18 protein-coding genes and 1 pseudogene are annotated in these 12,632 nt (G+C 55.6%); 3 read left to right on the top strand and 16 right to left on the bottom strand.

The genetic code is table 11. The features are described from left to right. Positions 1-438: 438 nt before the first annotated feature. From RHM62_RS09510 to RHM62_RS09500, 3 genes are all read right to left on the bottom strand, one after another. Complete coding sequence (locus RHM62_RS09510; protein ID WP_322125238.1) at positions 439-1,752, bottom strand: Y-family DNA polymerase; 1,314 nt, start codon at positions 1,750-1,752, stop codon at positions 439-441. Further along, positions 1,749-2,231, bottom strand: a complete 483-nt coding sequence (locus tag RHM62_RS09505) for a translesion error-prone DNA polymerase V autoproteolytic subunit (protein WP_322125237.1) — start codon at positions 2,229-2,231, stop codon at positions 1,749-1,751. Before RHM62_RS09505 ends, RHM62_RS09510 begins: the two co-directional genes overlap by 4 nt. A gap of 187 nt (positions 2,232-2,418) precedes the next feature. Then, a complete protein-coding gene (locus RHM62_RS09500; protein ID WP_322125236.1) occupies positions 2,419-2,793 on the bottom strand; it encodes a hypothetical protein in 375 nt (124 codons plus the stop codon). A gap of 363 nt (positions 2,794-3,156) precedes the next feature. Between RHM62_RS09500 and RHM62_RS09495 the strand changes: the two genes are divergently transcribed. After that, complete coding sequence (locus RHM62_RS09495; RefSeq protein ID WP_322125235.1) at positions 3,157-3,339, top strand: hypothetical protein; 183 nt, start codon at positions 3,157-3,159, stop codon at positions 3,337-3,339. Positions 3,340-3,453: 114 nt separating this feature from the next. On the opposite strand, the gene RHM62_RS09490 is transcribed toward RHM62_RS09495, so the two are convergent. Continuing rightward, positions 3,454-3,717, bottom strand: coding sequence for a hypothetical protein (locus RHM62_RS09490; RefSeq protein WP_322125234.1), 264 nt, complete (start codon positions 3,715-3,717; stop codon positions 3,454-3,456). 18 nt (positions 3,718-3,735) lie between these two features. Here RHM62_RS09490 and RHM62_RS09485 point away from each other — a divergent pair, with 18 nt between their 5' ends. Next, entirely contained in the window at positions 3,736-3,903 is a 168-nt protein-coding gene (locus tag RHM62_RS09485; RefSeq protein WP_322125233.1) for a hypothetical protein, read from the top strand. A gap of 188 nt (positions 3,904-4,091) precedes the next feature. Here RHM62_RS09485 and RHM62_RS09480 read toward each other — a convergent pair. The 8 genes and pseudogenes from RHM62_RS09480 to RHM62_RS09445 all read right to left on the bottom strand — a co-directional run. Beyond that, positions 4,092-4,622 (bottom strand): annotated as a pseudogene (locus tag RHM62_RS09480) (Tn3 family transposase); the annotation flags it as partial. A gap of 200 nt (positions 4,623-4,822) precedes the next feature. Beyond that, entirely contained in the window at positions 4,823-5,071 is a 249-nt protein-coding gene (locus tag RHM62_RS19045) for a hypothetical protein (RefSeq protein ID WP_416172305.1), read from the bottom strand. Beyond that, entirely contained in the window at positions 5,071-5,322 is a 252-nt protein-coding gene (locus RHM62_RS09470) for a hypothetical protein (RefSeq protein WP_322125232.1), read from the bottom strand. Before RHM62_RS09470 ends, RHM62_RS19045 begins: the two co-directional genes overlap by 1 nt. Before the next feature lie 17 nt (positions 5,323-5,339). Next, the gene (gene trbL, locus RHM62_RS09465) at positions 5,340-6,902 is read right to left on the bottom strand and encodes a P-type conjugative transfer protein TrbL (RefSeq protein ID WP_322125231.1); all 1,563 of its coding nucleotides are present in this window, start codon (positions 6,900-6,902) and stop codon (positions 5,340-5,342) included. Positions 6,903-7,128: 226 nt separating this feature from the next. Further along, positions 7,129-7,908: a P-type conjugative transfer protein TrbJ gene (trbJ, locus tag RHM62_RS09460; protein WP_322125230.1), complete on the bottom strand. Its 780-nt coding sequence runs from the start codon at positions 7,906-7,908 to the stop codon at positions 7,129-7,131. A gap of 36 nt (positions 7,909-7,944) precedes the next feature. Continuing rightward, a complete protein-coding gene (traJ, locus tag RHM62_RS09455) occupies positions 7,945-8,316 on the bottom strand; it encodes a conjugal transfer transcriptional regulator TraJ (protein WP_322125229.1) in 372 nt (123 codons plus the stop codon). 301 nt (positions 8,317-8,617) lie between these two features. Beyond that, entirely contained in the window at positions 8,618-8,875 is a 258-nt protein-coding gene (locus RHM62_RS09450; RefSeq protein WP_322125228.1) for a TraK family protein, read from the bottom strand. Positions 8,876-9,087: 212 nt separating this feature from the next. Continuing rightward, positions 9,088-9,309, bottom strand: a complete 222-nt coding sequence (locus RHM62_RS09445; RefSeq protein WP_322125227.1) for a hypothetical protein — start codon at positions 9,307-9,309, stop codon at positions 9,088-9,090. Positions 9,310-9,465: 156 nt separating this feature from the next. Between RHM62_RS09445 and RHM62_RS09440 the strand changes: the two genes are divergently transcribed. Further along, positions 9,466-10,266, top strand: a complete 801-nt coding sequence (locus RHM62_RS09440; RefSeq protein WP_322125226.1) for a hypothetical protein — start codon at positions 9,466-9,468, stop codon at positions 10,264-10,266. A 787-nt stretch (positions 10,267-11,053) separates the two neighbouring features. On the opposite strand, the gene RHM62_RS09435 is transcribed toward RHM62_RS09440, so the two are convergent. The 4 genes from RHM62_RS09435 to RHM62_RS09420 all read right to left on the bottom strand — a co-directional run bounded on the left by RHM62_RS09435 (position 11,054) and on the right by RHM62_RS09420 (position 12,409). After that, positions 11,054-11,245 carry a hypothetical protein gene (locus RHM62_RS09435; RefSeq protein ID WP_322125225.1) on the bottom strand — a complete coding sequence of 64 codons (192 nt, stop codon included), beginning with the start codon at positions 11,243-11,245 and terminating at the stop codon, positions 11,054-11,056. Continuing rightward, positions 11,245-11,568, bottom strand: coding sequence for a type II toxin-antitoxin system PemK/MazF family toxin (locus RHM62_RS09430; RefSeq protein ID WP_322125224.1), 324 nt, complete (start codon positions 11,566-11,568; stop codon positions 11,245-11,247). Before RHM62_RS09430 ends, RHM62_RS09435 begins: the two co-directional genes overlap by 1 nt. Then, on the bottom strand, positions 11,565-11,786 hold the full coding sequence (locus RHM62_RS09425) for an antitoxin MazE family protein (protein ID WP_322125223.1): 222 nt from the start codon (positions 11,784-11,786) through the stop codon (positions 11,565-11,567). The genes RHM62_RS09430 and RHM62_RS09425 overlap by 4 nt, the downstream gene beginning before the upstream one ends. A gap of 98 nt (positions 11,787-11,884) precedes the next feature. Continuing rightward, positions 11,885-12,409 carry a hypothetical protein gene (locus RHM62_RS09420; protein ID WP_322125222.1) on the bottom strand — a complete coding sequence of 175 codons (525 nt, stop codon included), beginning with the start codon at positions 12,407-12,409 and terminating at the stop codon, positions 11,885-11,887. Positions 12,410-12,632 lie beyond the last annotated feature (223 nt).

The following is a 12,632-nucleotide window of genomic DNA, read 5'->3' as shown; positions in this document are numbered from 1 at the left end:
TGTTCTATCTGGAATCAAGATCCATGAATACCGAAATCATATTAGACAGATATTTGCTGAACAGCTCTAATAGCACTACCAACTCTGCTGACGAGCACTTGCCAGCTACCCGCCAGTAAGCATCTGCCTACCAGGCACCAAGCCGCAACAGAGACACTTTTTACCGAAAGTGTTACGGTTGGTTGTGGCCTAAAAAACCGCATGAATGTGCGGCCTGCAATCGGACGGCGACGTCTTGCGCCAAGGCTGCAGCTCGATTCCTTGCTGTGAAAGTCCGGTTTAAAAAAGGCGACTTTTAGGAAGCAGGTTCTCCCTGCATACATCGACTGCTAGGAACCGCTTGAAGTTGATCCGCTGAGTGTCAGGTTTCCTGTACTGCTGACAGCAGATTTTGGCAAGATCTGGCTCCCGGGCAATGCCGGCATCCCGTCCGGACGGTCAATTCGCCCTGACCACCGGAATCTCGCTCCAGCTCGTCGTATAATTCGGCGTCTTCCGCTCGCGCTTCATGGCCCAGTCGTTGAGGATGCCGGCGGCGGCCACGCTCACCGCACCCTTGCCGAAGCGCTGGTTCAAGCCGTCCAGCGTGCGCATCATCGCTTCCGATTTATCGCCATCACCGAAGGTGGAAAACAGCGATTGCTGCTGCACGGACGCGCTGGAAATACCCTGCAGGATCACGCCCGCTTTTTTGTAGTAGTAGCCTGGCCGGTAGATCTGCTCCAGACCAAACAGTGCCGCACGGATCAGCAAGCGGGTGTCGCAAGACGCATTCGGCAGCGGCACCACGACCGCGTTGCTGTATTGCCGGTCCGATGCCTTGAACGAATTGGTCTGGACGAAGACCTGGATCGCTTCGCACACCGAACCCTGCAGGCGTAATTTTTCGGCGGCGCGGGTCATGTAGCTGGCGACCGACTCTCCGAGTTCGTCGATGGTGAGCACCGGCTGGCCAAACGAGCGCGAGGCGATAATCTGCTTTTTCGTGGGCGCGACGTCTTCGAGCGCCAGGCAGGACAGGCCGTTGAGCTCGTTGACGGTACGCTCGACCACTACCCCGAAGCGCGAGCGGATCCACGCCGGCGAGGCGTCGCGCAGCTGGGCCACCGTCTCGATGCCGGCGGCCTGCAATTGTGCTGACAACCGCCTGCCGATACCCCACACCTCCCCTGCTTCGATGGTTGAAAAAATGCCGTCTTGCTCGTGCGGCGACAGCGCGGTCAGATCGCAGACGCTGTCGAAGGCCGGCCGTTTCTTGGCGATGTGGTTGGCCAGTTTCGCCAACGTCTTGCTGTGGCCGATACCCACGCACACCGGCACCCCGACCCACTGCTTGACCCGCTGGCGGATGGACTGGCCCATGGCCGTCGGCGTCCCCCAGACACCTTCAAGGCCGTTGAGCCCGAGGAAGGATTCGTCGATGCTGTACACCTCCACATCGGGACTGTAATCGCGCAGGACCGTCATGATCCGCTGGCTCATGTCGCCGTACAGGGTGTAATTGCTACTCAGGGCAATGATCCCGTGCTGCTTCGCCAGGTCCTTGAGCTTGAACCAGGGCTCTCCCATGGCGACCTTCAAGGCCTTTGACTCCGCCGATCTTGCCACCACGCAACCATCATTATTGGAAAGAATGACGACCGGCTTGCCCTCCAGCGACGGGTTGAATACCCGCTCGCAGCTAACGTAACAGTTGTTGACGTCGACCAGTGCAAAGACCGTCTTCGTTACCGACACGGGATCCACGGTCATGCGTCGAACCGGCACACCACACCGACGACGACACCCCAGATTTCCAGCGTTTCGCCGTCCCCGAACTGAATCGGTGCATACCGGGGATTCTCGGCGCGCAGTTCAATGACACCGGCGCGCTTGTGCAAGCGCTTGATCGTGTAATCGGCATTGACGACGGCTAGCACGATGCTGCGATGCTTCGACGTTAGGGAGCGGTCGACCACGACCATATCGCCATCAAAAATACGCGCCCCGACCATGCTGTCGCCCTGCACCCGAAAATAGAACGTCGCCGTCTTGTTGCGCACCAAGTACTGATTCAGGTCGAGGCCTTTTTCCAGGTACTCCTCGGCCGGCGACGGAAATCCGGCTGAGATGCGTTGTCCGTAGAGGGGGCGCGGGCATACCGGCGTCAGGGCACTGGCCGGCACCAGACACGCGGGCACCGCCGTGGCGTGTGCGGCATCCGGCAGAGGAAGGAGAGGAAGAAAGGACATCGCATATTTCCGTTCATATACTGTGTTTATGTACAGTATATGCGAGCGGCAAGGATGATGGGGTGTTTTATGGGGCACCTGTTCTTTACCGGAAAGGCCGCGATCGACCCCTCCTGTTCCCCGCAAGAGTACGGCGGGCCACCAGAGTGCGACGCGCTGCCCGTCGGGGCTACCGGACCACAAGAGATCAGCTGCCAGGATCGGCCTCGTCACGGAGCGCCAACACCTGCCTGCGCCCATCCCGTCCTACCTGTTCAGCGGTATTCCGCCGGCGGCGCTGCGGCAAGCGTATCTGGCTGCGCCGGTCACCGAGAATGGTCAGCAAGTCCTCGATCGACATCTCGCAAAAGTCGCTCATTCTGATCAGCATCCCGGCCGTCAGCGGAATGCGTCGGCGACGCAGCATCGAGATATCGGCCGCCGTGACTTCCAGCCGTTGCGCCAGAGCCGCGTCGGATGCAGCGCCTAGCAGGAATTGCAGGAATTGCAGGAAGTTGAGCAGGTTTGCCGGATCGTAAGATCTGGCATGAACGGTAGCGGTACGCAAGGGTTGTTGAACCATGATCGGGTAGCGGGATGTCGGAGAAAAAGAAAGAATGTGTCACCGACAGTGTGTGCTTGTCGGTTACCACTGTCCCGCGCGTGTCTGCGGCAGCGCACTTGTGCTGGTCATTAACCAGCAATGCTGGCTTTCAGGCAACAACGCGAGCTGCGCCTACCGAGACGGGGCCGCAGACTCCCTGGTGCAGAACACAATTGTCCGCATCACATGCAAAGGCAGGCTCGATATCCGTGATTGTCACGTAAAATAAACGCTGATGCACTTTTTTGGAAAGGCAAACTGATGTCAGCCCAAGACGATGAACAGGACCTGCCGGCCGTACCGGCCAGGCGGCGCGGCCGACCCCCTGCCGGGAGAAAGGCGATGACATCCGCTGAACGACAGCAATGGCGGCGGATCCGGCAGGCGGAAGTGGTTGCGACGATGGACACCGACGCGTGGACCGAGGCGCATTGCCTGTCCATCCTCAATGGCTTGCGCTGGCGCGGGGGGGCGATGGACAAGGCCGCCTGGCAGCGATTGGGAAAACTGCGGGGATTTACGTGATTGTCACGCTTATACCATAACGGATCAATAGGCCCGTCGTATTGATGGCGCGGCCATTTGACGACGTAGAGACTGTACTGGAAGAGCGCTGACAGCAACGACCGCCATGACTCATTATCGATCTTCCGATGAGGGCACCAGACAATATCGTCGTTTAGCTTGCTGTTTCTCATTCTCGACAAGACCTTCATTCGGCCAGGTCAATTTCGCGACCAGTTCTTCGCGCCAGGCAATAGCCATCAACAAGGCATCCGCTTCGGTGTACTTGTTTAAAGAAAACAGCTTACAACGGGGTTGCGTCGCCCTCTTGCCATTCTTGCCCGGGGTCAGACAAATACTGGCAATGATGCACGATTGCTGCTTGTGGAAAGCACGCACCGGAGCGCTTTTTCATTCATGAGAAGCAGCATCTTGTCGCGCCAGGCAATGGCCATCCTGACGCAGCGTGAACAGGTCTATGCCGCTGCGAAAATGCACACCCCTGAACTTGCGCAGATGCCGAAATTTATTTCGTATAACTACGCAATCAAAACAATATTCAACCCACACGACGTAAAAAGTTAGCGTACATGCTTGAAATATATTGCGTAGGTTGCGCAATTTAGCAGATTCTCATCAAAAAGGCCCGTTGGGAGCGAAGCTACACTTTAACGACATATAGATCGGCTGAACGGTGTTCCGGCATCATTTTTAGACACTTTGAGTCACCTTCAAAGCCGCATAGAGCGCCGAATATCTTGGCGAGACAGTAGTCACCTACGCGAAACACCGTAGAGCCGTCGATGACTTTGTCCATCAAATGATCTTTGACCGATAAGATATGTCAGGCGGCGTGCCATGTCCAACTCGATTCGACCATACGGATTAACGTGGTGGTAGATTAGCGGCGTGAGGCCACGCCAATCATCCACCGTCATCCGATCGCGCCACGCAGGTTCCGCCAGCACTTACTGGATGAACAGAGTATTGACATACACAAGACTGACTTGCAACAAATGAAGCGACAAGACGGCCAGTTCTTGATCTTCTACGCGGTTGGTGGCGAACTCGCCGCGCTCGCCGTAGAAAATGAAATTGTTGGCGCTATTCCAGTTTTCCACTACGTTCAAGCCCTCATGGATTTCCCACCGCAGCGATTCTTCGTGCAAATTACGGCACAGAAAAATCGTCTTGATCGCTTTGCCCAGTTCGGCCAGTGCCTGATAAGTCGGGTGTATCGTATTGGCGCGGGTAAAGCGGCGCAGGATCGCTTCCGGCTCGACGGTTCCCAGGCGCAGAGTCGCGTTTGCCTGTCCCTTGTGCGATCTTGTGTTCCACGTGCGACCTCCACGCCGAGATTGATTCGAGGGACTGCCAGTACGAGACCGTTATGCCAAATCCCGAACTGTCGAGTGTGCTTTCAACTCCAAGATAGCCCGGCTGCTGGGCAGCCAGTTCAATCATTCGATCACCCATTGCGCTGTAACCTCTATCATCCGCAGCCCTAAGTGACGAGAAGATGACCGCGTTCGCGCACCCGGTCAACGGTGACGGCGTGGGATGGGTCAGATTGCATTGCGTCATGGCTTCTCGCAATCGCCTCAACCACGGTTTCACCTTCGCGCAGGCCGTACAGCTCGCGGGCGTTGGTCGTGATGATGAAGTGGGGAATTTCTACACTCGCGCCATCATCGTCCAGGAATGCTGGCTCTTCCGGTGCCTGGTCATCGATCTGGTTGTCTCTGTTGCTCATTACCCCACCTCTGAAATCAGTCGAGCGGCTTGCTGCTTGATCGAGGCGATATCGTGTTGCTTGGGCTGCGGCCCGCCTGTCACCTGACAATTCAACATAACGCAGGCGTTAGTCATCGCTTGAATAAGATCCACGACTTCACGGCGAGGACGGCGCACCTTGCCTTGAGTCTGCGCCTCGGCCACCGCCAGCATGTCATGCAAGACCTCGGCGTACTGTTTGACTCGTTCACTCGTGATAACGGTATTCATGGCTATTTCTCCTGGCGTCAATCGAAAACAGACTTAGGGTTTAAATCACTGTTGCTGCCGGCGCTGGGCGATATGCTCGCACTGTGTTCACGCTCTTCGGTGCCGACCGCTGCCTTGTTGACGGAGGTCGATACCTCATCGCTTGCGCTACTTAGGCTATCGCCCTCAAATGCCGGCTCCTGGTTGTCTCTGGCCTTTATCGCCGTCGCGATCTTACCGCCAGTGGTTTCGCTGATGCGATCCATCGCGGTACCCTTCATCGAGCTAACTTTAGCCTTAGCAACATCCCACGATCCTTGCGCTAGGTTCCCGGCCGTTCCTGCCGCCACCCTGCCAGCCTTAGCCGCTACTCCCGCCGCGTAAGAACCGCCTGATTTGACTTCATCGGGTGCGCCGTCTGACGAACTACCGCCCATTGATGGAGCCGAGCCGCCGCCAGAATCGCCCATCGCCGAAGCTAGGGCGCTACCGCCCCCGCGGTCGCCACCAGAACCACCGCCAGCACCACCAGCCGCGCTCATCAGATCGCCCATGCCGAGGCTGCTACCACTTCCGCTCTCCGACGCGCTTGCCTTGGAGAAGGCCGCCATGATCGCCTGTGCACCACCTGCAATACTCTGCACTCCGCCCATCATGGCGGCACCGGCCATACTTGCGGCACCGGTCGCCATGCCAGTCGCTCCCATCGCTGCGCCGGCAATTGCTCCTGCTCCGAAGTCACCGATGCCCGCATGCCCAACACTTGCGCCAGTGATGACCCCAGACAGCAGGCCAGGAACCTTGTTGACCAGCATCAGTAAGGCAAAGCAGAAAACCAGCATCACGCCCAGCTCCTGAAAGTTGAGCGTCCCGGTGTTCATCTGAGCGTAGAAGCCTGTCAACAGGTCGTTCCCGATACCCACCAGCAGCACCATTGCAAAGAGCTGCACGGCCACGCCCAAGACGGTCTTGTAGTAATTGATCGCCATGTCGGAGGTCCAACGCGAGCCGCCGAAGCCGAGGAAAAAAATCCCCGCGTACATTAGTATCCAGGCCGACACCAAAATCAGCAGCATGTTCACGGCGATGGCTGCGAGCAACAGCATGATGGCGGCACTCATGAGCGTGCCGACGAAGCTATCGACGGGACTCCAGATAGACAGGTTCATGATGGCCTGTTTCCAGATCATGAAGCCGATATCCACGATGCTAGACGGCGTAACCGAAGAAGTGCCGGAGGCATGCTCGCTGAGCTGCTGTAAGGACTGAATAATCGATGATGCAAACGTAGGCCCGTTTCGTAGCAGCCAAAGAAAGAACCCAAAAAACAAGATGAACCGCACGAACTCGGCGAAAAACTCGCCAATGTCGGCCTTGCGTAGGGCCAGCATGCCGCCTGTCCATACCAGGGAAATCGTACCCAGCGTCCAGAACAGCCAGGTGGCCGCAGTCATCACCACGATCTGCCAGCCTGCGGCTTTCGTGGCGAACTGGTTCACCACCTGGTCAAGCATCCCCTGGTTCGTGAGTTGGGCCGCCGCACCGGTTGAGTAAAGCACCAGGGCCCCGCCAACAAGGATTATTATTTTGCTTCTTTGCATGTTGTCACCTCCTCGGATTGGTCAGGTCAAGCCAGTTCTTTGGCTTCTCGGTCGGCGCGATCCGATCTTCCGTAGACGCCTTGTGCGCGCACTGCTGCCGCTCGTCTTGGCTGAACGGGGCCTTGCAGTCAAGCTCACGCTGACCGCACCCGGAAGCAAGAAGCGCCGCAATAACGGACGCTGCCACAGGCGTGAGTTTCTTAACGTGCATAAGCGAACCTCCGGGTTAGCGGGTCAAGTTGAGCCAGTTTGTGGCGTTGCCGGTCTTGCCGATACGATCCTGGCTGGATGTGGTGTGCGCGGCGGTCTGATGGGCATCCTTGTCGGCGTCGGCCTGCATCTTGGTTGCCACGGCATTCTGTTGAGCTACCAACAGGCTGCGGATTTGAAGCAGTTGGTTCGCTTGTTGGCTGGCAAGCTGATTGGCATATCCAATGGCTTGCAGTTGACCGCTGGCCCCTTGGGCTGACGATTGCAAATTCGACAGAATGGCGGCATCGTTTTTCAGGTTCGTTTGCTGCAACTTCAGCCCATGAAAGATGGCGTCATTTGCCTTCTTTTGCGACTGCGATGCAAGTTGCTGATTGTTTGCCAGCGCGGCCATGTCGGCGGCACTACAGCTTTGTCCCGTGAAGCACGGCGATGCCTGGTAATAGTTCACGTCCTGGAACTTGCCGATGTAAGCATCCAGGCTACCGAGTTGGTTTTCGTAGTATTTCAGCGTATTGGTGGCGCTCAGCAACTCATTGATGGTCGCCTGCGCCTGATCCCAAACGTAGGACGCAGGCGCGGTCGTGTTTTGCAGCATATTTTGATACTGCTGCAATTGGGTTTCATATTGAAGAATCTGCTTGAGCGTCTGCGCAACGGATTCTTGCGCCGACATAATATTTTGAGTCAAATTCCCACCGTCGATGACTGGGATTCCAGCATGCGCCGAAATCGATACGCCACCGGCGATGGCGAATACCAGCGCAAGAGTTGAGACTACTTTTGTCTTTCTCATATCAAAACTCCTTTGGTTTTTTAGCGGCTAAAATTTTCATAGGTCAGTCTTTGGCATCACCACCGCGCGCATGGCCTCGTGCATCTCGTCCTGCGTGCCCTCTATCTTGGAAAGCAGAGCGCGAATGGTGGATTCGCCGAATCGTGCGGTTCGCGGGTCGTCAGTCAGCCAGAACTTCAGCAGGCCACCAAGGCGGCCAAGATCGCCATTGATACGTGCCAATTCCTCCACGCGTTTGTGGTCCAGGATTCCGCACACCCGGTAGCCCATTCCTACATTCAATAGGTAAGTAGACAGACTCAAGCCGGTGCCCTTGGCATTCGTCTCGATCTGATTTCGTTCTTCCGGAAGGCAATACACCTTGATGGGAGGGCTGCATTTTCGTGTCGCTTTGTTTTCTTTTTCCATCGTTCCACCTTGTTTGTGACGGCGGCAGCCGTCTGCCTCGCAGAGCAGGATGCCCGTTGAGCACGAAGTGCGAATAAGGGCCAGTGAAGAAGGACGACCCGCTTGCGGGTGGGCCTACTTCACATATCCTGCCTGTACATCACCGTTGTTTGTAAATGGGCCTACAGCCTCAAATCGAACAACCAGCGTTGTTGCAACATTCTTTTTTCGATTGAACGAAAGCAAAACGAAAAAGCACGCTTCAGGACAAATCTGCACGCGGTTTTATTCAATCGTTGGCGCACTACTGAACAAAGCAGCATCATTTGCTTGTCCACCTTTCTAACCAGCCTGGTCGTGGTGGTAGTAAGACGCGTGCATATCGGCGAAACGTCTGATACGTGTATGGAATACGCCCTTCTTCACAAAGCGTTTCCCAAATGGACAGCAGCGAATATCCATCATCGACAGCTTTTGAAACATCGCCGCGAACCAATATGAATGCCGCGCGATTCCTATCGTTTCGACCATAGCTATTTTTCAGCGCGCTATCGGCGATCCGCTCTGACAGGCTTTTCATTGGATCAAACCTCGAAGCCATGTGACTGGAGTACTTGCGCCATATTCGAAACTTCCCAGCTTCCTGGCCGACTTATCACCATTGCAGCGTCCGCAGCCAGCATGGCAAGCAGCGTTGATACAGTCAGAACCCCGTGGCTCGTGAAACCCTCCTGGCGTCCGTGCTCATCGGCGCAGCGTGCGGCCAAAGCACGAAGATTCGTAGCCGTCTCTTCACTCATTTGAATGACGATTCTCTTCATTGTGTTTTTCTCCAATGCTGAGGTCGCCGTCCAATAGCAAGGCAACATCCTTGGTTTGGAAATACATCCGCCGCCCGATATAGACCTTGCGATGATTCATTTCGCGCGCCCACAATTCTTTTGGCTTGAGCAATGCCATTCGCAAGCCCTCTGGTTTCCGGCTCAAAATCGCCGCGACTTGTTCGAGCGTCATGACCACTCCGTACTGCTCTTTCAGAATCTCGAATGTCGAATTCACACGCTTGGCCTAATGCTGTTTGACTGATGTTCATGCACGCATTCTTGGCCTAATAGGGATAAAATTGGGGTGTGAAAAACGTTGAGTTTTCTTACTGGAACCAATTGAGCCATGGCCCGACCGGCACGCACCACTACTGAACAAGTGCGCGGCAAAATGCGCGCGGTGGCGCTCCTGAGCGAGTTGGCTCGGCGAGTTGGGGCAGAGAATCCACATCAGTTCGCCAAATGGTTTGATGAGCAAAGTGGTATGAATACGCAGATGTCAGGGAAGTGGCGTCTGAATTTCAGCGGCAAACAGCCGCTTTCGCCTCAACAGCTTCAATTACTGTCGCGCCGTGATGGCGACGTGGCGCGTCTGCACAAGAATGGGCCGGCCGAATTATGGCGTGCACTGTGGGGTGCTGTATGTGAGCTATGGCCGCTTTGTCGTAGTCGCTTCACCAATGACGGGCCGATGCTCAATGACCACATTTGGTCAGCAGTTGAGGGTGAGTTTGTTAACGAAAAGCCCTTTGGTTCTGCGCTACGCGAATTCGAGGGTGAATTGCTGCTCGCCGATGCCTACCGAGAACCGCTCACTCTTCGGCACTTAACAGAAGCCATCGCCTTCTACCGCTTGCATCAGCACATAAATAGCCTCGCTCCGTCCGAAGTGGACGGTGTTGGCTTATATCGATGCGTGCGCATGTGCCTGGACGACATCGGTGTATTTTACAAGTTGACCTTGCTTGGCATCTATGACGATGTGGCCAGTGAGTTAGAGGATATGGAATTTTGGCGATTACGCAGAGATAAGTCACGCCGCATGATCATTGCGGCTGACGATTTGGCCGACTACGTCGGTAATCCACGTGCGTTCGTCACTGATGATTCCCGTTGGGAAAGCTTGAACTTCGACTGGGCAAGCTGAAAGCAGCCGGGCTTGAAGCTCGCGTGAAAATTTTAGCGGCTAAAAATTTGAATAATGAACGTGCAGTTCTCGATAAGAATAGTAAGAATAGTATTATTGTTCTTACCGGTGCTGCCCCTCAAGTGTCAACATCATGCGATCAAAAAATGCTGTCGAAGCCACAAGAATGATCGCCCCCCTCCAACCAAGACCGTTTTGACGCCAGAGAGAGAAGAAAAAGTCCGGGTTCGCATTTCATATGCAACTTCATTGACACTTGGGGGCACACGTTTTTTTAGCAGCTAAAAAGTGCCCTACACGGCTCTTGCCTTCTGGCGTACAACCTTGAAGCCGAAGGCCGATCACGTCCCGCAAGGCCCGAACGAGCCATCAAGGTGCGGGCTGTGAAGCTACATGGTAGAAGTTCCTTAGAACTTTCTAGACCAGAAATCAGGGGAGAAGCAAAAAGCTAGACAGAGTGCGGGCTTAGGCCTGTTTTCGGGGTCTGGCCGGTTGCCACCCAGGGCTAAGGTAGTTGCCACCTGGGGCTATAGCTGTTGCCACCTGGGGCTATGGCAGGGCCGGTCACTTCCAATAGCGTAATTTCCTGTACGTAGATTGCTAACCTGGTACTGAGTTTGCCTCGACTGAGGCCAAACTACTTTCCAGGAAAGCCCGTTGCTTGGGCGTGCCTTAGCAGTGCTAGAGGGGGAAGTGAGCAGCCCTGGCTACATACTGATGCACAGAGCGCGACCCGTGCAGTCCGGCACGGGGGCTGGTCGGAGAGGTCGGAGATCGTCCCGCATCCTTACACATTCACTGCATGCGACAAAACGCCGATCACGTCAGAATCTTGAAACTCTGCAATCCAATCCTTCTGAGAATAGATATATCCGGGGAATTCCTGCTCCAGCGTCGTCTCCCGCTTAAGAAGTCGCTTTGTGAGGTTTGCAAGTTTGTGCAAATCGTCCACTCCGTGAACCTCGATTGTTGTCAGCATCAAATCACACCAACGACCAGTAGCAATGCCCGATCTACCATCTTCAACTTTTCTTCATCGAAACGGCCAAACGGTTCGCTGATTTTGGTACGCGGCAGCGTCGAGAGTTTGTCCACCATGACTTGCGAAAGCGTGTGCAATCCATTGGCGGGGTTCGACTCCACAATCACGCGAAATGCGGCATTGCGCAGATCGCTGGTCACCGGGCACAGCACAACGCTTTCCAAATCCGTCAAAAGGTCTGATTGAATGACTAAGGCTGGTCGCGGTTTGTCATAGTCGCCTTGCAGAGAAACCGTCACTAAGTCGCCTCGTTGCGTCATTCCCAACCCTCAACGTGGGATGCCACATCTTCGGTGAAGCGCAAAATTTCTGCTTCTGCCGGGTCGCTATTTAGCTTCCGGCACTGCTGGCGCACCTGCGCCGCGAACTCAGGCGAGCGGGTGTCCGGCACCCAAAACTGCCCAGGCCGCAGCCCCGCAGCACGCAAACGCTCGCGGTGACGTGCTACCTTGCCGGTTGATTCATGGATTGATGGCATGGTGCCCTCCATTGGTTGCATACACAGTTACATGTTACGGTCCATGCAACCATAATTCAATTCAAACCGTTGCGTAGCGTCGTGCAGGGAAGTTCTGATCAATACCAACATTTAGTCGGGTAGCCAAACGCGGTTACCCGACGACGCCCCCCAAGCAAAAGCCCGCTGTCGACCCAAAGCGGCCTGCCGTGGGCGGGCCGTTTGAACGAGGGGTGAAGCCTCAGTTGCGGCAGGTTGATGAAGTGCCCGTTCTTCTCTGCGTGCGTTTCGAATTCTGCGGGCACCCCTTTCAGAACATGACGGACGACTAGCCTGAAATTGTCGCAGTGCGTGTCGATCCCCTCGTCGTCCTGGGACGTCAGGGAGGGCGGCGAAATCGCAGCAGCACAGGAACTCATTGGATCATTGGGATCAACCGGTAAATTATTCACGTTCGATGCGTTGCACCACCAAACAAAACACTGAGCGTCATCGCGCAAACCGGCATCGATACACTCATTCAAATTAAACGCAATCAGCCGACGTTGTTCGATACTCTCATCGCTGAGGGCGTGTTGACACCGCCGGCGCAGGCGCACATTACGACAGACATTGGTCGTCGAAACAGAATCGAATTCCGCCACGCTTACGTCTGGCCGCTTCCGCAGAGCGTGAGGGCGCAGTTGCCTGATTGGCCCGGTCTGGCGTGCCTGGTACGCATCGAGCGCCAGACCGATCTGTTTCACAAGGGCGAAAAAATAGGCGCCTCTGCCAGGAGACCGCCTAGCACCTCTGCACGCGCGAACTTACGGCGGAGCAAACCAATGCGCTGATGCGCAGCCACTGGGCCATCGAAAATTCATTGCA

Origin of the sequence: Actimicrobium sp. CCC2.4, from assembly GCF_034347385.1 — a bacterium.
Classification (GTDB): Bacteria; Pseudomonadota; Gammaproteobacteria; order Burkholderiales; family Burkholderiaceae_D; genus Actimicrobium.
Note: the sequence above shows the minus strand (reverse complement) of the source record. Positions and strands in the feature narration are given on the sequence as shown.

Excerpts from the sequence above, each read along its gene's own strand:
- RHM62_RS09505 (WP_322125237.1), bottom strand. The coding sequence starts at position 2,231 with ATGTCCTTTCTTCCTCTCCTTCCTCTGCCGGATGCCGCACACGCCACG.
- RHM62_RS09440 (WP_322125226.1), top strand. The coding sequence starts at position 9,466 with ATGGCCCGACCGGCACGCACCACTACTGAACAAGTGCGCGGCAAAATG.
- RHM62_RS09425 (WP_322125223.1), bottom strand. The coding sequence starts at position 11,786 with ATGCCATCAATCCATGAATCAACCGGCAAGGTAGCACGTCACCGCGAG.
- RHM62_RS09485 (WP_322125233.1), top strand. The coding sequence starts at position 3,736 with ATGAGAAGCAGCATCTTGTCGCGCCAGGCAATGGCCATCCTGACGCAG.
- RHM62_RS09445 (WP_322125227.1), bottom strand. The coding sequence starts at position 9,309 with ATGACGCTCGAACAAGTCGCGGCGATTTTGAGCCGGAAACCAGAGGGC.
- RHM62_RS09495 (WP_322125235.1), top strand. The coding sequence starts at position 3,157 with ATGACATCCGCTGAACGACAGCAATGGCGGCGGATCCGGCAGGCGGAA.
- trbJ (WP_322125230.1), bottom strand. The coding sequence starts at position 7,908 with ATGAGAAAGACAAAAGTAGTCTCAACTCTTGCGCTGGTATTCGCCATC.
- RHM62_RS19045 (WP_416172305.1), bottom strand. The coding sequence starts at position 5,071 with ATGAGCAACAGAGACAACCAGATCGATGACCAGGCACCGGAAGAGCCA.
- RHM62_RS09430 (WP_322125224.1), bottom strand. The coding sequence starts at position 11,568 with ATGACGCAACGAGGCGACTTAGTGACGGTTTCTCTGCAAGGCGACTAT.
- RHM62_RS09470 (WP_322125232.1), bottom strand. The coding sequence starts at position 5,322 with ATGAATACCGTTATCACGAGTGAACGAGTCAAACAGTACGCCGAGGTC.
- RHM62_RS09510 (WP_322125238.1), bottom strand. The coding sequence starts at position 1,752 with ATGACCGTGGATCCCGTGTCGGTAACGAAGACGGTCTTTGCACTGGTC.
- RHM62_RS09435 (WP_322125225.1), bottom strand. The coding sequence starts at position 11,245 with ATGCTGACAACAATCGAGGTTCACGGAGTGGACGATTTGCACAAACTT.
- trbL (WP_322125231.1), bottom strand. The coding sequence starts at position 6,902 with ATGCAAAGAAGCAAAATAATAATCCTTGTTGGCGGGGCCCTGGTGCTT.
- traJ (WP_322125229.1), bottom strand. The coding sequence starts at position 8,316 with ATGGAAAAAGAAAACAAAGCGACACGAAAATGCAGCCCTCCCATCAAG.
- RHM62_RS09500 (WP_322125236.1), bottom strand. The coding sequence starts at position 2,793 with ATGGTTCAACAACCCTTGCGTACCGCTACCGTTCATGCCAGATCTTAC.
- RHM62_RS09450 (WP_322125228.1), bottom strand. The coding sequence starts at position 8,875 with ATGAAAAGCCTGTCAGAGCGGATCGCCGATAGCGCGCTGAAAAATAGC.